General features: G+C 58.9%; 13 protein-coding genes and 2 pseudogenes. 7 read left to right on the forward strand and 8 right to left on the reverse strand.

From position 1 onward, the window contains the following. Nucleotides 1-664: 664 nt before the first annotated feature. Nucleotides 665-1,825 carry a tyrosine-type recombinase/integrase gene (locus tag P0D96_RS43435; protein WP_408320144.1) on the reverse strand — a complete coding sequence of 387 codons (1,161 nt, stop codon included), beginning with the start codon at nucleotides 1,823-1,825 and terminating at the stop codon, nucleotides 665-667. Nucleotides 1,826-2,318: 493 nt separating this feature from the next. Here P0D96_RS43435 and P0D96_RS43440 point away from each other — a divergent pair. The 3 genes and pseudogenes from P0D96_RS43440 to P0D96_RS43450 all read left to right on the forward strand — a co-directional run. After that, nucleotides 2,319-3,365 (forward strand): annotated as a pseudogene (locus tag P0D96_RS43440) (integrase core domain-containing protein); the annotation flags it as partial. 23 nt (nucleotides 3,366-3,388) lie between these two features. Next, a complete protein-coding gene (locus tag P0D96_RS43445) occupies nucleotides 3,389-4,369 on the forward strand; it encodes an AAA family ATPase (protein WP_408288008.1) in 981 nt (326 codons plus the stop codon). Nucleotides 4,370-4,373: 4 nt separating this feature from the next. Then, nucleotides 4,374-4,988 (forward strand): TniQ family protein, encoded by a 615-nt coding sequence (locus tag P0D96_RS43450; RefSeq protein ID WP_408320146.1) that lies wholly within the window; start codon nucleotides 4,374-4,376, stop codon nucleotides 4,986-4,988. Between the two features lie 237 nt (nucleotides 4,989-5,225). On the opposite strand, the pseudogene P0D96_RS43455 reads toward P0D96_RS43450, so the two are convergent. From P0D96_RS43455 to P0D96_RS43480, 6 genes and pseudogenes are all read right to left on the reverse strand, one after another. Next, nucleotides 5,226-5,651 (reverse strand): annotated as a pseudogene (locus P0D96_RS43455) (phosphate signaling complex PhoU family protein); the annotation flags it as partial. Nucleotides 5,652-6,263: 612 nt separating this feature from the next. Beyond that, nucleotides 6,264-6,617 carry a hypothetical protein gene (locus P0D96_RS43460; RefSeq protein WP_408320148.1) on the reverse strand — a complete coding sequence of 118 codons (354 nt, stop codon included), beginning with the start codon at nucleotides 6,615-6,617 and terminating at the stop codon, nucleotides 6,264-6,266. Between the two features lie 908 nt (nucleotides 6,618-7,525). After that, nucleotides 7,526-7,654, reverse strand: a complete 129-nt coding sequence (locus P0D96_RS43465) for a response regulator (RefSeq protein WP_408320149.1) — start codon at nucleotides 7,652-7,654, stop codon at nucleotides 7,526-7,528. An 884-nt stretch (nucleotides 7,655-8,538) separates the two neighbouring features. After that, nucleotides 8,539-9,588: a dienelactone hydrolase family protein gene (locus P0D96_RS43470; RefSeq protein ID WP_408320151.1), complete on the reverse strand. Its 1,050-nt coding sequence runs from the start codon at nucleotides 9,586-9,588 to the stop codon at nucleotides 8,539-8,541. Between the two features lie 587 nt (nucleotides 9,589-10,175). Then, the gene (locus tag P0D96_RS43475; RefSeq protein ID WP_408320153.1) at nucleotides 10,176-11,885 is read right to left on the reverse strand and encodes a hybrid sensor histidine kinase/response regulator; all 1,710 of its coding nucleotides are present in this window, start codon (nucleotides 11,883-11,885) and stop codon (nucleotides 10,176-10,178) included. Nucleotides 11,886-12,124: 239 nt separating this feature from the next. Beyond that, nucleotides 12,125-12,562, reverse strand: coding sequence for a response regulator (locus tag P0D96_RS43480; RefSeq protein WP_408320155.1), 438 nt, complete (start codon nucleotides 12,560-12,562; stop codon nucleotides 12,125-12,127). Between the two features lie 354 nt (nucleotides 12,563-12,916). Here P0D96_RS43480 and P0D96_RS43485 point away from each other — a divergent pair, with 354 nt between their 5' ends. From P0D96_RS43485 to P0D96_RS43500, 4 genes are all read left to right on the forward strand, one after another. After that, a complete protein-coding gene (locus P0D96_RS43485; RefSeq protein WP_408320157.1) occupies nucleotides 12,917-13,138 on the forward strand; it encodes a hypothetical protein in 222 nt (73 codons plus the stop codon). A gap of 185 nt (nucleotides 13,139-13,323) precedes the next feature. After that, complete coding sequence (ligD, locus tag P0D96_RS43490; protein WP_408320159.1) at nucleotides 13,324-15,831, forward strand: DNA ligase D; 2,508 nt, start codon at nucleotides 13,324-13,326, stop codon at nucleotides 15,829-15,831. A gap of 159 nt (nucleotides 15,832-15,990) precedes the next feature. Next, nucleotides 15,991-16,938: a non-homologous end joining protein Ku gene (gene ku / locus P0D96_RS43495; RefSeq protein WP_408320161.1), complete on the forward strand. Its 948-nt coding sequence runs from the start codon at nucleotides 15,991-15,993 to the stop codon at nucleotides 16,936-16,938. Next, nucleotides 16,935-17,777 carry a tetratricopeptide repeat protein gene (locus P0D96_RS43500; protein ID WP_408320163.1) on the forward strand — a complete coding sequence of 281 codons (843 nt, stop codon included), beginning with the start codon at nucleotides 16,935-16,937 and terminating at the stop codon, nucleotides 17,775-17,777. Before ku ends, P0D96_RS43500 begins: the two co-directional genes overlap by 4 nt. Before the next feature lie 117 nt (nucleotides 17,778-17,894). Here P0D96_RS43500 and P0D96_RS43505 read toward each other — a convergent pair whose 3' ends face one another. Next, nucleotides 17,895-18,344: a DUF3597 domain-containing protein gene (locus tag P0D96_RS43505; protein WP_408320165.1), complete on the reverse strand. Its 450-nt coding sequence runs from the start codon at nucleotides 18,342-18,344 to the stop codon at nucleotides 17,895-17,897. Nucleotides 18,345-18,455: the final 111 nt, after the last annotated feature.

Below are 18,455 nucleotides of genomic sequence, written 5' to 3' on the forward strand. Positions count from 1 at the left end.
GGGGCGAAGCTGACGTCTGAACGTCCGAGCCAGGGGACGACCGAATGACACCTGTTGGCCGTTTGGATGAGGTCGCCAACGGCCGCTTACTGGCATTCCAGTCCGCAAATTTGAAATTGACTGACTGACCGGTATGGAGCAAGTTGTCTGACCGGAGTGGGTCGAGTACAGCCGATCGCCTAACGCTAACGCAAATCTAGATCGCGCTTAAATTGTCATCCGATAGAGTGGGCGAGCGCTGTCTTCAATTGCCGGCATGCAGTTCGGCGAACCCTTCGTGGTGGTGAGAGTGGTTCCCGTAAATGCTCACTCTGGCCATATTGATTGCAAACATGCAACTAACCGTCTGCCGCGTCTGCGTTCTCCGCAACCGCAAACCCCGTCTCCGTCAGGCTGCAATCTACACTACCCCAGACCAACACGAAATTTCGTTTCGGCTGTCCGGACATCACAGTGAGGTCCCCTGTGCGATTACGCGGGAGCGCTCGGAGCGCACTTCTGGCTGCCCGGAGACGCTGACCCGCTCCGCTGCTCAAGGCGTTTGCGGACGGACGCCGCCGCATCATCGCGGTCGCCGAAAGAAAAACTCCGCCTGCGTCCGGGTGAACCCGTCAGGCTTGCCGCCGACGATTTCCAGATCAGGCTAGGTTTTGGCTGGAGTCGATTACCAGTCAATACGGTGCTTCTCGTCGGTCTCGCGGTGCCGACGATCGTCATTGACGTGAAGATACTGGCTGGTCGTCGTCAGTGACGCATGCCCGAGATTATCCCGCACGAGTCGCAGATCCAGCTGCTGGTCCGCCATATGGGAGCCTGCGCTGTGACGCAGCCAGTGTGCCGACCCCTGTTCGAGGCGGTCCGCGCGCTGAGCATGATCTTCACCTCGCTCGCGCAGGGATTGCGCCGCACCGCTGAAAACATCCTTCACGATCCGGTGCAACGCGGCGCGCGTGAGCGGTTTGCGCGACTGGCCAACCGGCAGCACGAGCGGCGTGTCCTCGCCTGGCGAGGGCAGGGCGGGCAGTCCGCGTGCCCGCCGGTAGGTGCCCAGTTCCGTCATCATTTCCGCGGTGGCGGGCACCAGCCGCTCCTTGCCACCTTTGCCCATCACTTCGAGCCACCACCGTTCCGTGCCGTTTTCGTCGGCGCGCCGGAAAAACCGTCCCATCGTGTTCGTGCCGACCTCCGTGATGCGCAGACCGCCCAGATAGAGCAGGGTAAAGAGCCAGCGCACGCGCGCGTGATGTTCGCGCTCGCGAGCTGTCTGCACGGGCATGCCCTGAATCCAGGTCTTGACCTCGAGCCACAGCTCGGGCGACAGATACCGGACGATGCGCGGCCTGGCCCGTCGGGCACGCTGACGCGACAGCGACAGCGGATTGCCGGCCAGATACCCGGCCTGCACGAGCCACGCAAACATGACGTTGAGGATCACCATGGCCTGGCGCTGGCTTGATCCGGACAGCGGGCCGTAGAACGGCCGCCAGCGCGGATCGTGGCGGGGGTGTTTGCGTCCGCCGTCAGCGGTCCACCGCGCGGCGGGCTGGGGATCGGCGAGGAAGTGCTGGTAGACGAGCAGGTCCTCGTGCGTGAGCGAGGAGAGCGGTTTGCCCATCTGCAGGACCGACCACAGCAGCAGCCGTTCGGCTTCCTTGCGGTAGTTGTCGAACGTGGTTTTCGTATCGGCGAAGCGGGCGAGCCACGCGCGAAGCGCGTCGAGATCGGTGTCAGCGGCGACCTGCATGCGTCCGTTGGCGCGATTCGTGCCGTGACGGCCATCGAGGTCGGGGGGCAGGTCAGGCGTAAACCGAAATAACTTTATCAATTCGAAATCTCTGCAAGTCCTGGCCGGTTAGGACTGCTCGGAGTCGGATTGACATTTATATTTGCAGTCCGAACGAAATAAAGTCGTCAATTCGCATTAATCCGCATTAAATTTGTCAATTGGTGTTCTAGACTTCGAATCCCGCGGCTAAGGCTTTGATCTCATGGAAGATTTTTCGCACCCTGCGAAGCCGGTCGCTCTCGCCAGGCCGCGCGGAGCACATCGGCTGGAAGCGTTCAGTCTCAAGCTCAACCGACGGCTGACCTTGTACCGGCGTTGCACTTTGGACCAATGGATCCTCATCGAGGTGGACGCGGCGATCCGGTCATTCTGCGAGCGACCCGGCTACGTACAAATTCAAGAGAAGCGATTGCTGGCCGACTTTTGGGTGTCCTATCCCGATCGGCAGGAGGTCGTACTGCTCCCGGGTTCGGCGGCCGCTGAAGCTATGTCGCAAGGCGTCACGTTCGAGGGTGATGGTGCCATTGATGTCAGGGACGGCTTTCCATCGCAGCGTTTGCCCGAGCTCGGGTACGTGACATGGGAGTGGATGAAGCTCGACAACGCGAAGGCCAACCTTGCAAACGAGTCGCTCGCGGCCATGTGCGAATTTGTCGGTTGCTGTGTCGATGCGGGGCCGAAGCATAGTCCGGACGAGCGGCCCTATATTGAGCGGTTTTTTGGCACCATCGCCAGTAGGCTATCTTCCCGGCTACCCGGATACACCGGCTCGCATCCACGTGATCTACGTCGTGCGCTGGCGGATCCGAAAGGGAATCTGCGCCTCTTTGTGTCGCTGGACGAACTCGAGGAGCTCGTTGAATACGCGATCGGAAGCTATCACGGCACACCGCACGGCGGACTGAACAATGTCACACCGCTGGAAGCAATCGAGTATTTCGTGCGCGGCAAGCAGCAGTTGCTCAACTGGCTGCCCGAACATCATCGACGCACGCTCTGTCTGATGCAGTCGGCGGTTCGGTGCCCGGTACGTGCCTATCTCGACAAGGGTGTCAGGCCTCATATCAACCTGCACGGCGTTCGGTATACAAGCGATGTACTTGCATGCAGTACACATCTCATCGGGCAGCGCCTGCTTGTCTATATGAATGCGGACGATATGAGGAGTGTTCGCGCGTTTCTAGCCGACGGATCAGAACTCGGCGTCCTCAACGCGCAGGGAGCATGGCGTGTCATGCCACACACCTTGACGCTACGCCGGAAAATCCTCAAAGAGAAAGCCAATCGGGGATCGTTGGCGTCCGCGTCCGCAAATCCCATTGAAGACTATTTGAACGTCAAGCTGGCGCAGGCAAAGAAGAAACGTAAGGTCGCATCGGATTTGTCGCAGGCCGTGCGCATCCTGTCCGCCGCGCCTACTGTTCGGACGCCCGTCGGACCGCCGAAAGCCGCTTTACCTGCAGCGAAACGCGATACGGAATCTAGGCCTAACGGCGTTTCTGATCAAGGCCCACCACCTGTATTGAGCACGCCAGTCCGTCCGCGCAAGCTCACGATCGGCACGGGCCAGGTCTATTAACCTTGTTCCAGATGGGAGGCATCATGTCGCTCGAGATACCGCGTCCGGTCGATCCGTCACTGCATCCGTTGATGACAGGAAACTACAGGATTGCGACCCCAGCAATCGAGGAGTTTTACGAACTGGTCGCGCGTTGTCTGCGCTACCGGGTCATGGGCGCGCTCACCTATGGCCCGTCGCGGATTGGCAAGACCCGGGCGATCGAATACGTGCGACTGCTCATTGCACGAAACTATCCTAGGATGACGAGCTACCACGCGCAGTGCGAGCACAAGCCTCGGCATGCGGAAGGACCGTTCTTCGCGAACCTGTTGGAGGCAGTCGGAGACCCCGATCCTAACGCGGGTTCCAACACCTCTAAGCGGATGCGGCTGGCGTTGAGAATTCGGGAGGCAGCCGCGAGGGCAGGTAGTGGGGTGGTTCTATTGTTTTGCGATGAGGCTCAACGATATGACGACAACGAGTATGAATGGCTGCGCGACGTACATGACACACTCGACAGGCAGCAGATCAAGCTCTTCACATTCCTCGTCGGTCAGCAGGAGTTGCTCGCGCAGAAGACTGCGCTGCAGGTCGCGGGCAAGACCCAGATCGTCGCGCGTCTGATGGTCGAAGATCTCGCGTTCTACGGCATTCGCAACGCTCAGGATGTAGCGACGTGTCTCAATGGCTACGATCAGACTGCATATCCGGAGAGAAGTCACTGGAGCTTCACGCGCTTCTATGTCCCTCAGGCGTTTGATGCCGGTTACAGGCTGGTCAATGACGCCGGTAAACTATGGGAAGCTTTCGAGGCGGCCCACCACAAGGCCAGTCTCCCGGGTCAACTGGAGATCCCGATGGAATCATTCGCGCGCGCTGTCGAGATTGTGCTTAAGGATAGCGAACTTAGAGATGCGCGGGGGTACGGTCCAGAAACTGTGCTATGGCAACACGCGGTCAGGCACTGCGGTTATGTCCAGTCACGCCATGCTACGGGGCGCGTGCTCGCTTCAGCAGCGTAGAGCAATGACCCTGACGGAACCCCGATTCCCGATCCTGACGCTGGAAGAAGGCAGTTTGACGCCATCGCTGGGCTATCTGTTCGACAGGAAGTGGCTTTACCCGTATGAGTCGCTGATTTCGATCCTGTGGAAATTCGAGAAAGCCAATGCACTATCGGGAAACGTCGTAGCGCGGCTGTTGGGCCCGGACGTCGACCCCTATGAAGGGCTCGTGCCACGTGTGGGTGTCATCGATATTGATCGGCTGCGTGCGAACCTGCAGGTATCCAGGCGGTCGATGCGAACGGCATTGATACAGGATGAGGTTCGACCGCGATGGAGCACGTCGTTCCGCTTCTGTCGACTGTGTCTTGGTTATGGCTACCACAGCATCCTCCATCAGTTCGAGAGTCTGAATGTGTGCCCCGCACATCACTGTGCTGTGGAGTCGGCATGTCGCCGCTGCGGCCATGAGATACCGTATCGAATTAACGTCCAACTTCTTGAGGCGCAATATCGCTGCGCCAACTGTCTTGCATCGTACTCGAATGTTTACTGGACGCCTTCCCGAGCGCGGCCGATGAAGCCAGGACACTGCAAGGCATTTACGCGTCGGTACATGGATCGCCGGCGAGGGTGATTCCGCTATATCCACGGCGCTTCTGGCTGTTTTCCAATGTGGATCGCGGTGGCTCGTAGCCGGCAGCACCGCGCATCGGCCGTCGGTTGATACCGTCGCCACTTGCAGCAGTTGACACCTTTAATGCGCTACACGTAAATGAATGATTTTGAACGCTCTTTGAGCGGCACTTACGCGGATTGACGCTTTTAATTCGGAATTGGTGATAACTTTATTGTGGTCTACGCTTGTCGAGCGGTCAAGGGATACATGGCGTACATCGCGGCCCTTGACCACATAAACAACGAACTCAGCGATATTGGTAGCGTGGTCCCCGATACGCTCAATGGCCTTCGCGATAAACATGTGTTCCAGGCCAACCGGAATTGTCGGGGGAGCTTCCGTCATCTGCATGACCAGCCTGCGTCCGAACGCACGGAACGAGTTGTCGACTGCTTCGTCGTCGCGGACAATCTGCGCGGCCGCCACGGCATCCATCCGCGCGAAGGCATCGAGAGCCCTGCGCAGAATCATCAAGGCCAGCTCGCCGGACCTTTTTAGCTCCGTCGTATTGATGGACCCTGTCTCGCCGCTCTCATGAATTCGGCGAAGCCGTTTCGCAACCTTGCGCGCATCGGACCTCTCGGAGTTCAGCCATAAGCGCTTCGCGGCAGCTAGTGCTCTTCAGCATCGCTCGGCGCACGTCCATGCACATCATGTTCGCCGTCCCTTGGTCGTTGTCACAAACACGAATACCGAAGAGACCTTCTCTATATCGGTAATCGTCGACTCGACCGTGACCCCGACCGGCACAGTACTTGTGAGCCAATGCTGCAACCAGTCTGGAGCCATGGAGTTCGCGACCGTGACACAAACCGGGGAGGTTCACATCGACGAAGTCGATGGAAGCACATCAGGTGGTCCAGCGTGCGTTATTTCGGTTACGGTTCGGCCAATGGAAGCAATCATCTTCGCGCGACAGGTTTCTTAAGCTAGACAGGCGGTTCTCAAATCGCTCGGAGCAACTGCCATCCCAGTTGTGTCCCCGAGCAAGTTGGTCTCGGGGAGTATTCTGAGGGGCGGTGAGTGCCCGCATTAGCGCTCTTGCATGCGGTAGAAACTGCGTTCCGGTGTCATTGTCACGCTGCCGGAAACGTCACGGAGCGGAACGCATAGAGCGCTTTCGAAAAAATGATACCTGCGGGACATACTTGTCCCTCAGGAATTGGGTCCTAAGGCCGCTTGTCCGTCTTAGCGCTTGACGAGTCTATTCGCGCCCCCCTTGAGGCCGCGCGCTTATTTCCCTTTCACCGTCAAGCAGAATACGCCCACACACGGGTCGCTCGGGGCAGCCAGCAAGGATTTCCCTGTCGCCGAGTCATACAACTCGTGCGTCACCACGAGTTGGGCAGTCGCCACATCATCCGCCAGATTCGTCGACGTGGATTTGATAACTGGCCGGTACGCCGTGGCTGTGCCGGCGCCAAGCGGGTTCTCCAGGTCGAGGAACACCACCTGTCCTTTCTTCAGGGAAGCCGGTTTCAGCAAAGGTTCACCAGTGGGGTCGGTCAGGGTCCGGCCATTCGGGTCAACGAACCTTAGCTCCACCTGGGCCGTGCCGTTTCCAACGCTCTCAACGGGACTCTGCACTGTCAATCTCGCTGTCTGACCCGCTATCCGGAGTCGCAGCCCGAAAACCGGGGAAGGTGGATAGACAGGCGCAGGCGGGTAGAGTGAAACAGACGGCAGGACGGGGACGGCGGGAAAATGACTGCGGTGCCGCCCGTCTGCAAATCAGCAACGTCGGCCGCGGTCGCCAGCGAGCACGTGGCGGTGAGCGGACGAACTACGGGACGGACCAGGACGCGCGTTGCGAAATTGGTGGTCACAGGCAACATTATCGTGGCGCTCGCACCGGGTGCGAGCGTTGGAGTCGACTGTGCAGGCTGGTCAGCGTTGCCGCCTGGCAGGGGCCGGCCATTCGCGTCTGCAAAATACAGCTGGGCACGGCAGGGGTTGGGAGGAACCTGTCCTGTTGCCAGATTGAATACCGTGAGCCGGGCGGTTTGCCCTGTAATCACGCCCAGTGTGCCAAACTCAAATGCATCCGCTGGCAAAGAAAATGCGAACGCGACGCCTAGCAGCGACGCACGAAGTCGAGAAACGGGTCTCATATTTGACCTCCTGTGGCGAACACAGCACTGCCTTGCCTTGCCCCTCCGAAGAAGGGCACACATGCATCGTCGTGCCTACTTCATTACTTTAGGTGCTGTTGGATAACGCCAAAGTGAAGGTTGTCTTAAGAATCGGGGTCGTGACCGCAGACGTCGTGGCCAAGTTACGGCGGTTGCAATTCGCGCGGAAATTTCCGGTAATTTTGTGGCGGCGAAAGGCTTCGGCAGGAACGCATGGAGTGGAAGCGCAGGCGGCGAGGCGGCAGCCGACGTCATCACAACGGGGATACCTGCAAGCGCCGGCTCCGCCCTTAGAGAATGAACCAGCTTGGCGCCGTTCATTCTTGGCATCATGACGTCCTAGACGATGACGTCCGGGCGTTCCTATGCTACCGACTGCATTGCATCCACGCCGTCGGCCGCTGTGCGGACCCGGTAGCCACCACCACTAAGAAGCGTCTCGAGCGCCCTTAGCAGATTCACATCGTCCTCCACTACTAGTACTAAGGTCATGGCCGCCTCCCTGTGCAAGCACTTTCCGCAACGGGCATTCCCGCCGTCCTCGTATACGAGCAGTCGCGGGAGGCCAGTTAAAGCAATCGACGTTGAAGGGTGGAATAGCGGAGTTCCGGTATGGGAATTGCGCAGACTCATAAGCGGGTTCGCACACTGCAGTGCTAACCACCGCTTCGCGTTTAAGGAGACAGCCATGCGAGTCGCGACAAAAGGAATTCTGATTGTGGCAGTATTTTTCGGTATATCGGGGAGTGTCTACGCGCAAGGCGCGGGTGGTGGAGGAGCCGCCGCGGGGCAAGGTGGCACGGGCATGAGCAAGCCGAGCGCGGGCGGTTCGACCGATACAGTGTCGGGCGCATCAGGGGCAAATAGCATGGCACCCTCTGGTACTACGTCGCACAAGAAGACGCATAAGAAGTCCGGCGCCGCCATGCCAGCGTCAGCTACCAACCCGGCTTCGGGCGGGAGTTGAAGAGTATTCTTTGGTTTCAGGCGGTGTGCGTTGCGGTGTCAAGGATACTAGACGCCGCCTGCCGCCCTATCTAGCTCGTACGATTGATGGGCACCTGGGGTGTCCGGTGTGTATATAGAACGACCAATATCGAGGTGGAAAACTCATTCGTAACGCGGGCCCGAGATATTGCATAGAGTCTTTGCGGGCGGCCAGCGACATTCTCGTTCCAGAAGGTCGAAGGTTGTGGCTCTATTCCCTGAACTCAGGATGAGCGTCGTTCCTTGCAAAGTCGCCCTTTTGCGGTACCGTCGACCTGCCAAGGGGTGGCCACGTCGCCAGGAATGGCTTCGCGTGGAGGCGCCCATGCTCGCACTCACAATATTGACCTCTACATTTGCGGCCTCGGTGAGACTTCGGAGTACTTTGCTCACGAAGGGGGCCGTTCAGGTTTGAGGATGCTCATCACCAGGTCGTTGACGGCTTGCCTCGCCGCCCTTGTGGCTTCGTCGTCAAAGGCAACGGTCGGGCCATATTCGACGCAGGGGTCACTGAGGGCGAACGGTTGTTTCGTTTTGGCATTCACGATTTGTCCGTTCTCCGCTTCCACCAACTGACAGTTCCTTGTCGTTGGCGCCTGCTGAAGCTTCGTCGCTTGCCTGAACGAACGGGAGTCGAACAGGTGTTGTGCCCCTGGGTACTCAGTGAGTTGTACGTTCTTGCCGCTTGCCTTCAATCTTTCGACGTAGGCGCGGCATGCAGCGACTGGCAATAAATCGTCGGCACTTCCGTAGAAGATGCGGACGGGTTTGGTGGTGATATCGGTCTCGTCCCGGAAGGTGACGTCACAACCAGGGTAGAAGGCTATATACCCCGCGAATTCTGCATTGGTAGCCGGACCATGCATGCGCTGCCATCGCTTCAAACTAGCGTAAAGCGCGGCTTTGCCTCCGCGGGAGAAGCCCATGAGCACGACTCTCGTCGGGTCGATTCTAGGGTGCTTTTGCAGTAGTGCGAGCGCGCGGTATGCGTCCTCGGACTGCGCAAGCAAGCCCAGCTCTCCGCGGTTATTGAGCAAGTTGACGATGCCGCGACCGGAAAAGCTGTCCACGACAAAAGTGGCGATGCCCAGTCCCAGTAGGTCCTGCTCCCAGTCGACGATGTTTGACCCGATGCCTCCTGCGGGATGGAGGATGATAACGAGCGGGAGCCGGTCAGTGCCGGCACGCGGCAGGCGCAATTCTCCCGCCACCGTAACGGGCGTTCCGTCTTCTCGGCCACTCAGGAACTCCTGGTCAGTCAACGTGAGGGTCTGAAAAGGGATAACCTCCACGCGCGATACCGGCATTGTCGCCACTGGGGTGGCTACGGGCGCGGTCGAGGTCGGAAGCGTCGACGTGCTTCCTCCACAGCCAGAAAGTACTGAGGCGACGACGAGCGGAAGCGTACAGAAAATCCGAGTGGCGAAGACGGGTCTCATGGCTGCTCCTTGGTCAATAGTTCGGATGCCTGCCGCCGGCTCGCGACACCAGCGACGCTTTGCCGGAATCGGAGGATGGCTGGCTCGAGTGCGTTGCGCACGCAAACCTGGAAGTACGCTGCGTCCTCCTACGGCAGCTGGGCTTGATGAGCGCAGGAGACCGGCGAGGGTTAGCGGTTCTGAGAGGTCTTTTTGTAGCTGCCACGGCACCTGTGGGCACGTATGACCTTCAGGCCCTCGATGGACCAGCGCCTTACCGTTCGAAAGGTAGGGCAGAGCTGGGGCGACTTCTAGGGAGCTCCCGACGTTATGTGCGGTAGCACACATAACGAGCGCGTTCGCCGACTACGCTGGCAGGAACAACGCCACCACATTATTCCTCACCAGGCTGGCATCAATCGTCCGGTGAAGCCCGTGTGCAGCTAGCGGTGCGTGAGACGCTTCGCCCAGTGTGTTCTGACCGTGCAGTGGAGCAATGGCATCCGGTATCTTCGGCATTGTTATCCTGATGCCACTTAGGGCAGCAGTCCGGACGGCATTCTCACTCAATGCTCCGCACGTTCACCTCGTAGCGATTCCAGTCGCTGTCAAACCAACCCACCCAGCTTGCCGCCAATTCGATTTACCAAGATGTATTGCAGCTTTTCTAGCGAGAGCGGCTTGGTCAAGTGGTAGTCGAAGCCTGCAGCGAGCGCTCGTGATTTGTCAGACTCCGCGGCGTAGCCAGTCAATGCGACTAACGTGATGTCATCCAGACCCCGGTCGGCTCGAACGGCGCGTGCGACGTCAAAGCCGTCAACGTCTGGCATCCCGACATCGACAATTGCCACCTCCGGGCGAACTTCCGCCATAAGGCGAATGGCATCGCGCCCGTTGCTCGCAGTGGTCACGTTGTGCCCTTCAAGTTCTAGCAGGATGCCCAGGGACATCAAGGCGTCCAGATTGTCATCGACAAGAAGAAGGCGCACGGGACCGAGACCGAGCGACTCGGCAATCTGTTTAGGTTGGTCCGGCGCCGACGGAGCACGGAGTATTGGCAGACGTAGGGTTACCGCGGTTCCTGCGCCTGCTCCAATGCTTTCGAGCGATATTGTCCCGTCATGCAACTCGACCATGCGCTTGGCGACAGCGAGGCCAATCCCAAGTCCCCCTTCGGCTCTTGCGTGGGCCTGAGCGGATTGGGCAAACAGTTCGAAAACGAGTGGTTGCACCGAGCTATCTATGCCAATGCCGTTGTCCTGGACCGTGATGACTACCTGGCCGGCCGGGTCCAGGCTGCCTTCATCCGGGTGGACACTGACGGTCATCTCGATGGTTCCGCCGACCGGCGTGTACTTCGCAGCGTTCGACAGAATATTGCCCAAGACTTGACTCAAACGAACGTGGTCGGCTCGAACAGGAACAGGCGCATCAAGCCCGCTAACCTTCAATGTATGCCGACGTGAGTCGAAGTGATGCCTGACCGCCGCTAACGCGTCAAACGCAATCTCGTTAAGGGACGTGTCGCTGTGTTTGATGGTAAGTTTGCCGTGCTTTAGTCGCGCAGCGTCAAGCAGGTCATCGACCAGCGTTCGCAGATGCCTTACCTGCCGTTGGGCAACGGTTAATACCTCTACCGCCTTCGCGTTGTCGGCACACAAACGTTGGGCCGCGCCAATAGCACTGTCAATTGGAGCCATGGGATTGCGCAGTTCGTGTCCAAGCATGGCGATGAATTCACTATGCCGCCGGTCACTCTCAATGCCGCTGTCGCGCGCGTCAACGATAGTTAGCGCTGTCCCGGCGAACACAGCAAGATTCGAGAGCAGCCGGACATCCTCGCGGTCGAACTGACGTTCGTCGGAGTGCGACATCACCCATATCGCGCCCAACTGAGCTTCACCGCCAGGTATGGGGACGACGACACCTTCAGTAACTTTGACGCCGGGAATCTGGAGGCAAGCGAATTGGTCCTGTGGTCGGACAAACAATTGGGGCGCTCCTGCCTGTAGCGCTACCCCGCAAGGGCACTCGTTCCATGCCGTCGCCTTACCCTGCAGGTCAGCGCAGAGGCCTGCGACCGCCAACCACCGGAAATGCCGACTATCGCTGGCCCCCTCAACTAGGCTGATACCTGCGCTGCCCGCACCACAAATCGACTGTGCCGTCGCCGCGATTTCTTGCAGCAGATTGGCCCTCGGCCCTGTCTGGGCCTTGGCGAGCCTAACTAGCGCACTGTTTTCCAGGGCATAGTCCGGCTGCCTTGCTCCCCGGCCGGCGAGTTCGTCTTTATTGGGGTACGCGGTATCGCTTTCCATGAAGTCCAAAGCAGCTTCTGACGTTGAAACGAAACTGCGAGACCGCAGCGGTATAGTAATTTGCAATCGTCAGATGACGACTGGCTTAGTCAAGCAGACACGGACGGTCGCGATGCTTTGCTCCAGCCCGCGAAACTTGACCTATTTTACGCGGACCCTGCGGAGATGACCGTAGAAGTCGGTCACCTCACTCGGACGCGCATTCATCGAGTGGTGTTGGATTGCTGCGGGCGAACGTTCTACGGCCAGCAGCGCTCATTGACAGGTTGCCAGCGAGCAGGCGGCCGACCCGCAAAAGCTGGCGACGTGATGCTGGTTGTCAGTCGCGCTGCTACAAACGCGTTGACGGTCTGCAAGAGCTTCTGGAGGTCGGCCGGCTTTTGAAAAAAAGCTGACCAGCAGCCTGGGGCGGAGCCCGGCTCGGCCATAGCAGAGAGCATCACAATTGACAAATGCGCGAACGCAGGTTGGCATCTGACTCGTCTGCACAGCTCCGCCCCGTCCATCTCAGGCATTTGCCAGTCAGTAACGATTAGCGCGGGCATTTGGTGCAGGACAGTCCGCAGCGCTTGCGCCCCGTTTTGCGCAATTAGCACGTGATGGCCCCCGCTTTCGAGTGCCAGTTGGAGCGCCCACAGGTTATCGGCGTCATCATCAACGAGTAGAACAGTCGACATGGCTCGGCAAGCTTAAACATTTTCGTGGCTTACGCAACAGCCATGCCTCCCATGGAACGGATGCCTTTGTACGCGAGACTACGGAATCCAAATCGTCACGTTCACAACGAGCCGCCTTGGTCAGCGGCCGTCGTCGAGCACCTGCCGAACCTCACGTGCAAGATTGGCTTGCTGATAGCAATGAGTCCAATCTTGGAGCGCAATGCAGCGCGCACCTTCCATCATTCTCGGGCGGCTCGAAGTTAAGCATTCCCCCAGCGTCCACAGGTAATCTGAGCGGCTATTCCACGCTCGGCCGGCTCGGAACGTCGCTTGCTCAGCCGTTGTTCTCAATCATTTGAAGGGGAGGGACAAATGGCGGGCGACAGTTCATACAAGCCGGGCGAAATAGTAAAAGTTTCGGGTATCTATTCGGTCGTGCATGATGACGGGAAAGACACGTTCGAGGTCACCTGCGTCGAAGACGAACACTTTCCGCCAACACGTAGCGGCAAAGGTGCGCATTTCGAACTGAAGTACGCAGCGACGCATTCACACAAGCGTGGTGAACTGAAGGGCACCGAAGGCCGGAGCTAAACCCGGTTCTAACGTCGGCGCGTCGCAAAGTGATACTTTGACGATGCGCCTATAACCTTTGGCCTTCGAGCTATGGGCAGATGGAAGTCTGGCCGCCGCCGTGGCGCTGCCACTGAAACCTGTGCATCCAGCTGCTAGCCGGCGCGGAAAGCTGCCTCGATTTTGGGCATTCTTCGACTACAACCATGGTCACGAGCCGCAGAGTTGCATCTCCCTCTCTCAACCGCTACGAAAAAATGCGGGATTTCGGTGCTACGCCCGAGCCTGTCCCATCGGCCCACGCCAGAAGCGGGTCAGGGTACCTTGGTTTCGTCGTTCAGAAGCACTGGGCGAGTCGCCTTCACTACGATTTCCGGCTTGAAATGGATGGCGTGCTAATTTCATGGGCGTTACCCAAGGGCCTCTGTTACGACCCAAAGGAAAAAAGGATAGCCATCCAGGTGGAGGACCATCCACTGGAGTACGCAACGTTCGAAGGCACGATTCCGCCCAAACAGTATGGTGCCGGCACGGTCATAATATGGGACCGCGGGACATGGGAGCCGGTCGGTGACCCCCGAAAGGCATTGGCGGCCGGCAAGCTGATGTTCCAACTCCATGGCGAGAAACTCGCGGGCTTGTGGGAACTGGTCCGCATTTCCAAGCCGGAGGACAAGCAAGACCAGTGGATGCTCTTCAAAAAACGCGATGAGTGGGCGCAGCCGCTGGCGAAATACGATGTCATCAAGGCGCTTCCCGACAGCGTCGCCACCAAGCCCTTGGGGCTCGTCGAAGAGCGTGAGCCGAAATCCGTGCGGCCGGCGCGCAAGAGCAACCAGGACCTAGACCTGTCTGCCGCCACGAGCGCGCCGCTCCCCGCAAAACTCGAACCGCAGCGCGCGACTCTGGCTTCGTCACTGCCGACGGGCGGGGACTGGATAGTCGAGTCGAAACTGGATGGTTACAGAATACTCGCCCGCGTCGACAAGGGGCGCGTGAGGCTGTTCACAAGCGGCGGCCACGACTGGACGAAGAAGCTCGTAAGCCTGGCTGCAGAGGTTGCAAAGCTGCCAGTCCCGAGTGGCTGGCTGGACGGCGAAATCGTCGTGCTCAGAAACGGCCTCCCAGATTTCGGCGCGCTTCAGAACGCTATAGATGGCGCCGCGAATGAGGAAATCATTTATTTCCTGTTCGACGTGCCGTACTTCGAAGGGAAGGACCTCAGGAATGTCCCGCTGTGGGCGCGGCGCGCGCTGCTTTTGCAACTGCTCAAGGATGAGGGCGACCGCATCCGGTTCAGTCAGGACTTCGAGGCTCCGGTGGCCCAGATATTTGAGGCGGCGGCTGGGCTGGGTCTCGAAGGCCTGATGTTGAAAGTTCGCGACGCGAAATATGAGTCTGGAAGGACTCAGACATGGCTGAAGGCGAAGTGCCGCCTGCGACAGGAACTGGTTGTCTGCGGCTTCACCGCTCGAGGCGGCAAGGACGGCGAAGTTGGCAGCCTCCTGCTTGGATATTATGTCGGCAACCAGCTCCATGACGCCGGCAGCGTCGGCACCGGTTGGAACGCCCGCACTGGCCGGGACCTATGGGAGCGCCTGACGCCGCTCGAGGTGGATACAACTCCCTTTGACGTCGCGGTATCGAAGCCCAGCCGCTGGTCCAGGCGTGCGCTTGGCAGCGAACGCTGGGTCCGGCCAGAGCTCGTCGCCGAGGTCGAGTTTGCCGAATGGACTGTGGAAGGTGTCGTGCGCCAGGCGTCGTTCAAAGGTTTGCGCGTCGACAAGCCTGCGCGCCTCGTGGTACGGGAGGCCGGTGAGACGCTAACGCCAGCGCCCGTTTCTCAGGTGAAAGTCACGCACCCTGAGCGTATCGTCGACCCAACAAGCGGCGTTACAAAGCTGGACCTGATTCGGTATTACGAAAGCATTGCCCCATGGATGCTTCCCCATCTGGCGGACCGGCCGCTTGCGATGGTCCGTGCGCCTACGGGCATCTCTGGTGAGCTATTTTTCCAGAAGCACGCCGAAAAGACTGCCATGCCGGGCCTGAAGGCCCATGACCGCGATTTGTGGCTGAACCACCCGCCATTACTGACGGTCGACACAACTGACGCTCTGATGTCGGCGGCCCAAATGAACGTCGTTGAGTTTCACACCTGGAATTCGACGGTTCAGCGAATCGACCAGCCTGACAGGGTCATCTTTGACCTCGACCCAGGCGAAGGCGTGAAGTGGAAGCAGATTCATGAGGCGGCTGTCCTTGTCCATGCATTGCTTACGGAGCTGGGCCTGAAGGCCTGGTTAAAGACGAGCGGCGGCAAGGGGCTGCATGTCGTCGTGCCGCTTACGCCAAGACTTGACTACAAATCTGTGAAGGCGTTCTCGCAGGCGTTCGTCCGGCATCTGGCGAAGACCATCCCCGACCGATTTTCGGCAACGTCGGGCGCCTCCAACAGAATTGGCAAAATCTATGTTGATTACCTGCGCAACGGCAAGGCGCAGACGACTGCCACGGCATTTTCTGCGCGGGCCCGCCCGGGAATGGGGGTGTCGATGCCAGTGTCGTGGGAGCAGTTGCCCGACCTGAAAAGCGGCGCGCACTGGACGGTGCAAACGGCGAGAGAGTATCTTAGCTTCCAGACGCAGGACCCGTGGGAAGAGTATTGGTCAACGCGCCAGTCACTGGCGTCCGCCGTAAAGCGCCTGCGCTAGGAAGTCCGTTCGACTGAACAGGGTCTCGGAAGTGCATGGCGAGAACCGTCGGCGACGGGCACAGCTCATGCTGTGTGCGACGCGAAGGGCTGTCCCCTCGAAGCGGATAGTGTGTAAGCAGCGCTGCGGCGGTTCGCCCGCCGCTATCAGGAGAATCGCATGGCTGCCCGTTCCATCGCATCGCTGACGCTTTCCTTCGGTCTGGTATCCATACCGGTGAAGCTTTATTCGGCTACGGACAGCGCTGCTGGCGTTGGCTTCAATCTGCTGACGCCGGAAGGCGGCCGGGTCAAGCAGCAATACATATCCGAGGCTACTGGCGATGTCGTCGCCCGCGCTGACATGAAAAAAGGCTACGAATTCGAAAAGGGGCAGTTTGTCGTTTTTGCTCCTGACGAATTGAAGGCACTCGAGGAAGGGGCGAGCCACGTTGTCGAGATTGTTTCCTTCGTCCCGGAAAAGTCGGTGGACCCGCTCTACTATGACAAGGCGTACTTCATCGCCCCGGACAAACGGGGAGGCAAACCCTATAGCCTGCTGCAACAGGCCATGCGAGAAAGCGAACGTTGCGCGCTGGCAAAATGGTCGTACAAGGGAAAGACCCGAATCGTTCAGATAAGGCCGGCGGAAGATGGGATGGTCTTTCAGCAATTGCTGTTTGCCGATGAGGTGCGGGCGCTGAGCGATTTGCACATCGAACACGTGAGTGTCAGTGATACGGAGCTGAAGCTCGCCCTTCAAATCATCGACCAGGTTTCGGAAGACGCATACGACCCGACTGCGTACGAAGACGAAGAGAAGAAGCGGATTCTTGAAGCCATCGACCGGAAAATTGCTGGCAAACAGATTGTGGCACCAGAGACGCCAGCAGAGGAATCCGGTGGCCAGGTGATTGACCTGATGGAAGCGCTGCGAGCAAGTCTGAGCACCAACAAGGCAAAGCGAGCCGCACCTGCCAAATCGGTTGCAAAGACGGCCCCGGCAAAAAAGGCTTCGGCAGATGACGTTGAAGGACTGTCAGCCAAACCCCGACGGCCTGTCAAACGAGCCGCGCCGAGAGCTGACGTGAAAGAAGCGCCGCCGGCAAAGGTTCGAGCTCGCAAGTGAACAGACGAAATCTGTCACACGACTATTCGCTGCGGAGCCTCCAGTCACTGCTGGGCGTTTCGCGCAGAGTTCTATCTGGACTGATTGACGCGGGGTTTGTTCATCCCGCGCGCGGCCGGCGGAACGAACTTCGTTTCTCGTTCCAGGATGTCGTGGTCCTTCGCACCGCATTTCAACTGCAATCCGCGAAAGTCTCGTCACGGAAAATTCTCAAGGCGCTTGCCAAGCTGAAAGCCGAACTCCCTGACGAACTTCCGCTGTCTGGAATCCGAATCACATCTGTCGGCGAAACTGTAGCGGTCAGGTCAGGACAGTCCCAATGGGACGCTGCATCAGGCCAGCACCTGCTTGATTTCGAGGTTGCACCTATCCGAGGTGATGTAGCGTTTTTGGACTCGGCTCCGCGAAACCTGGCGAGTCGGGAAGAGCAGGCAGAAGAATGGTTCGCACTTGCCGAGCAGCTCACCGAAACAGATGCGGTGGGTGCGGAACAGGCCTACCGGAAAGTGCTTGAGCTTGCGCCATCACCGCATTACGACGCATATACCAATCTGGGCGTATTGCTATGCGAGGCGGAAACGCGTTGCGATGAGGCGTTGTCCATTTTCGATGGTGCACTCGAGCATTTTCCCGACGACGGGTTGCTTCACTTCAACCGCGCGGTCGTCCTAGAGGAACTGAACCGCTACGACGCGGCGGCAGCGGCCTATCAGCGATGCATAGAAATTGACCCTACGCATGCCGACGCTCACTTCAACCTTGCCCGGCTAAGCGAGATTCGTGGCGACAAGCAAGGTCTCGTTAGGCACCTGAGCGCCTATCGGCGGCTGGTCGGCTGAATTAGATTTGCCGGTCGGCAATAGGCGGCATGCCGCCGGTGAAAAAACCTTCATAAGTAATAGCGCCGCAGCATAAGCTACGGCGCTTGTCATTCAGAAGACCGAAGGCTAACTCACTCAGTTTTTCAGGTCGTCGGGCACCTTGCCGCCGTTCTCCGACAGCTTCTGCATTACTTCGCGATGCAGCCAGACATTCATCGTGGCTGAATCCTCCGTGTTGCCCGTGTAATGAAGTTCGGAGGCCAGTCGCTTGCGGGCGTCGAGGCTGCTATCGAGCCCGAGGAGCTTGAGTAGGTCGACAATCGATGTACGCCAATTCAATTGCTGCCCGCTTCCTTCCTGCATTTGCGTAAGGACCGCTCCAACATCCACGGTCGGCATTGGCGCAGCGGAGGGTTGTGAGGGTTGCGCTGCCGCAGTCGATGGTGTGGATGGCGCACCGGCTGGTGCTGTTGTGGAACCGGGTGCCGGCGCGGTGGCGGCCGGCGCTGCAGTAGCCGCTGAGGTTGTGTTCGCTGGGTGGTCATGCGGAAAAATCTTATTGAGGATGGTCGAGAAGATGCTCATTTGTTGCTCCTTGGGTCATGACAAACAATGGTCGGCCTTCTTGGTCGCGCAACGGACATGCCTAGAGATAAAATCTACCGCGCGCCATACGTTTGGCCGCCTCGGGGCGAT

It is taken from the genome of Paraburkholderia sp. RL17-347-BIC-D, from assembly GCF_046027915.1.
GTDB lineage: Bacteria > Pseudomonadota > Gammaproteobacteria > Burkholderiales > Burkholderiaceae > Paraburkholderia.

Excerpts from the sequence above, each read along its gene's own strand:
- P0D96_RS43445 (WP_408288008.1), top strand. The coding sequence starts at position 3,389 with ATGTCGCTCGAGATACCGCGTCCGGTCGATCCGTCACTGCATCCGTTG.
- P0D96_RS43450 (WP_408320146.1), top strand. The coding sequence starts at position 4,374 with ATGACCCTGACGGAACCCCGATTCCCGATCCTGACGCTGGAAGAAGGC.
- P0D96_RS43465 (WP_408320149.1), bottom strand. The coding sequence starts at position 7,654 with ATGACCTTAGTACTAGTAGTGGAGGACGATGTGAATCTGCTAAGGGCG.
- P0D96_RS43470 (WP_408320151.1), bottom strand. The coding sequence starts at position 9,588 with ATGAGACCCGTCTTCGCCACTCGGATTTTCTGTACGCTTCCGCTCGTC.
- P0D96_RS43475 (WP_408320153.1), bottom strand. The coding sequence starts at position 11,885 with ATGGAAAGCGATACCGCGTACCCCAATAAAGACGAACTCGCCGGCCGG.
- P0D96_RS43480 (WP_408320155.1), bottom strand. The coding sequence starts at position 12,562 with ATGTCGACTGTTCTACTCGTTGATGATGACGCCGATAACCTGTGGGCG.
- P0D96_RS43485 (WP_408320157.1), top strand. The coding sequence starts at position 12,917 with ATGGCGGGCGACAGTTCATACAAGCCGGGCGAAATAGTAAAAGTTTCG.
- ligD (WP_408320159.1), top strand. The coding sequence starts at position 13,324 with ATGGTCACGAGCCGCAGAGTTGCATCTCCCTCTCTCAACCGCTACGAA.
- ku (WP_408320161.1), top strand. The coding sequence starts at position 15,991 with ATGGCTGCCCGTTCCATCGCATCGCTGACGCTTTCCTTCGGTCTGGTA.
- P0D96_RS43505 (WP_408320165.1), bottom strand. The coding sequence starts at position 18,344 with ATGAGCATCTTCTCGACCATCCTCAATAAGATTTTTCCGCATGACCAC.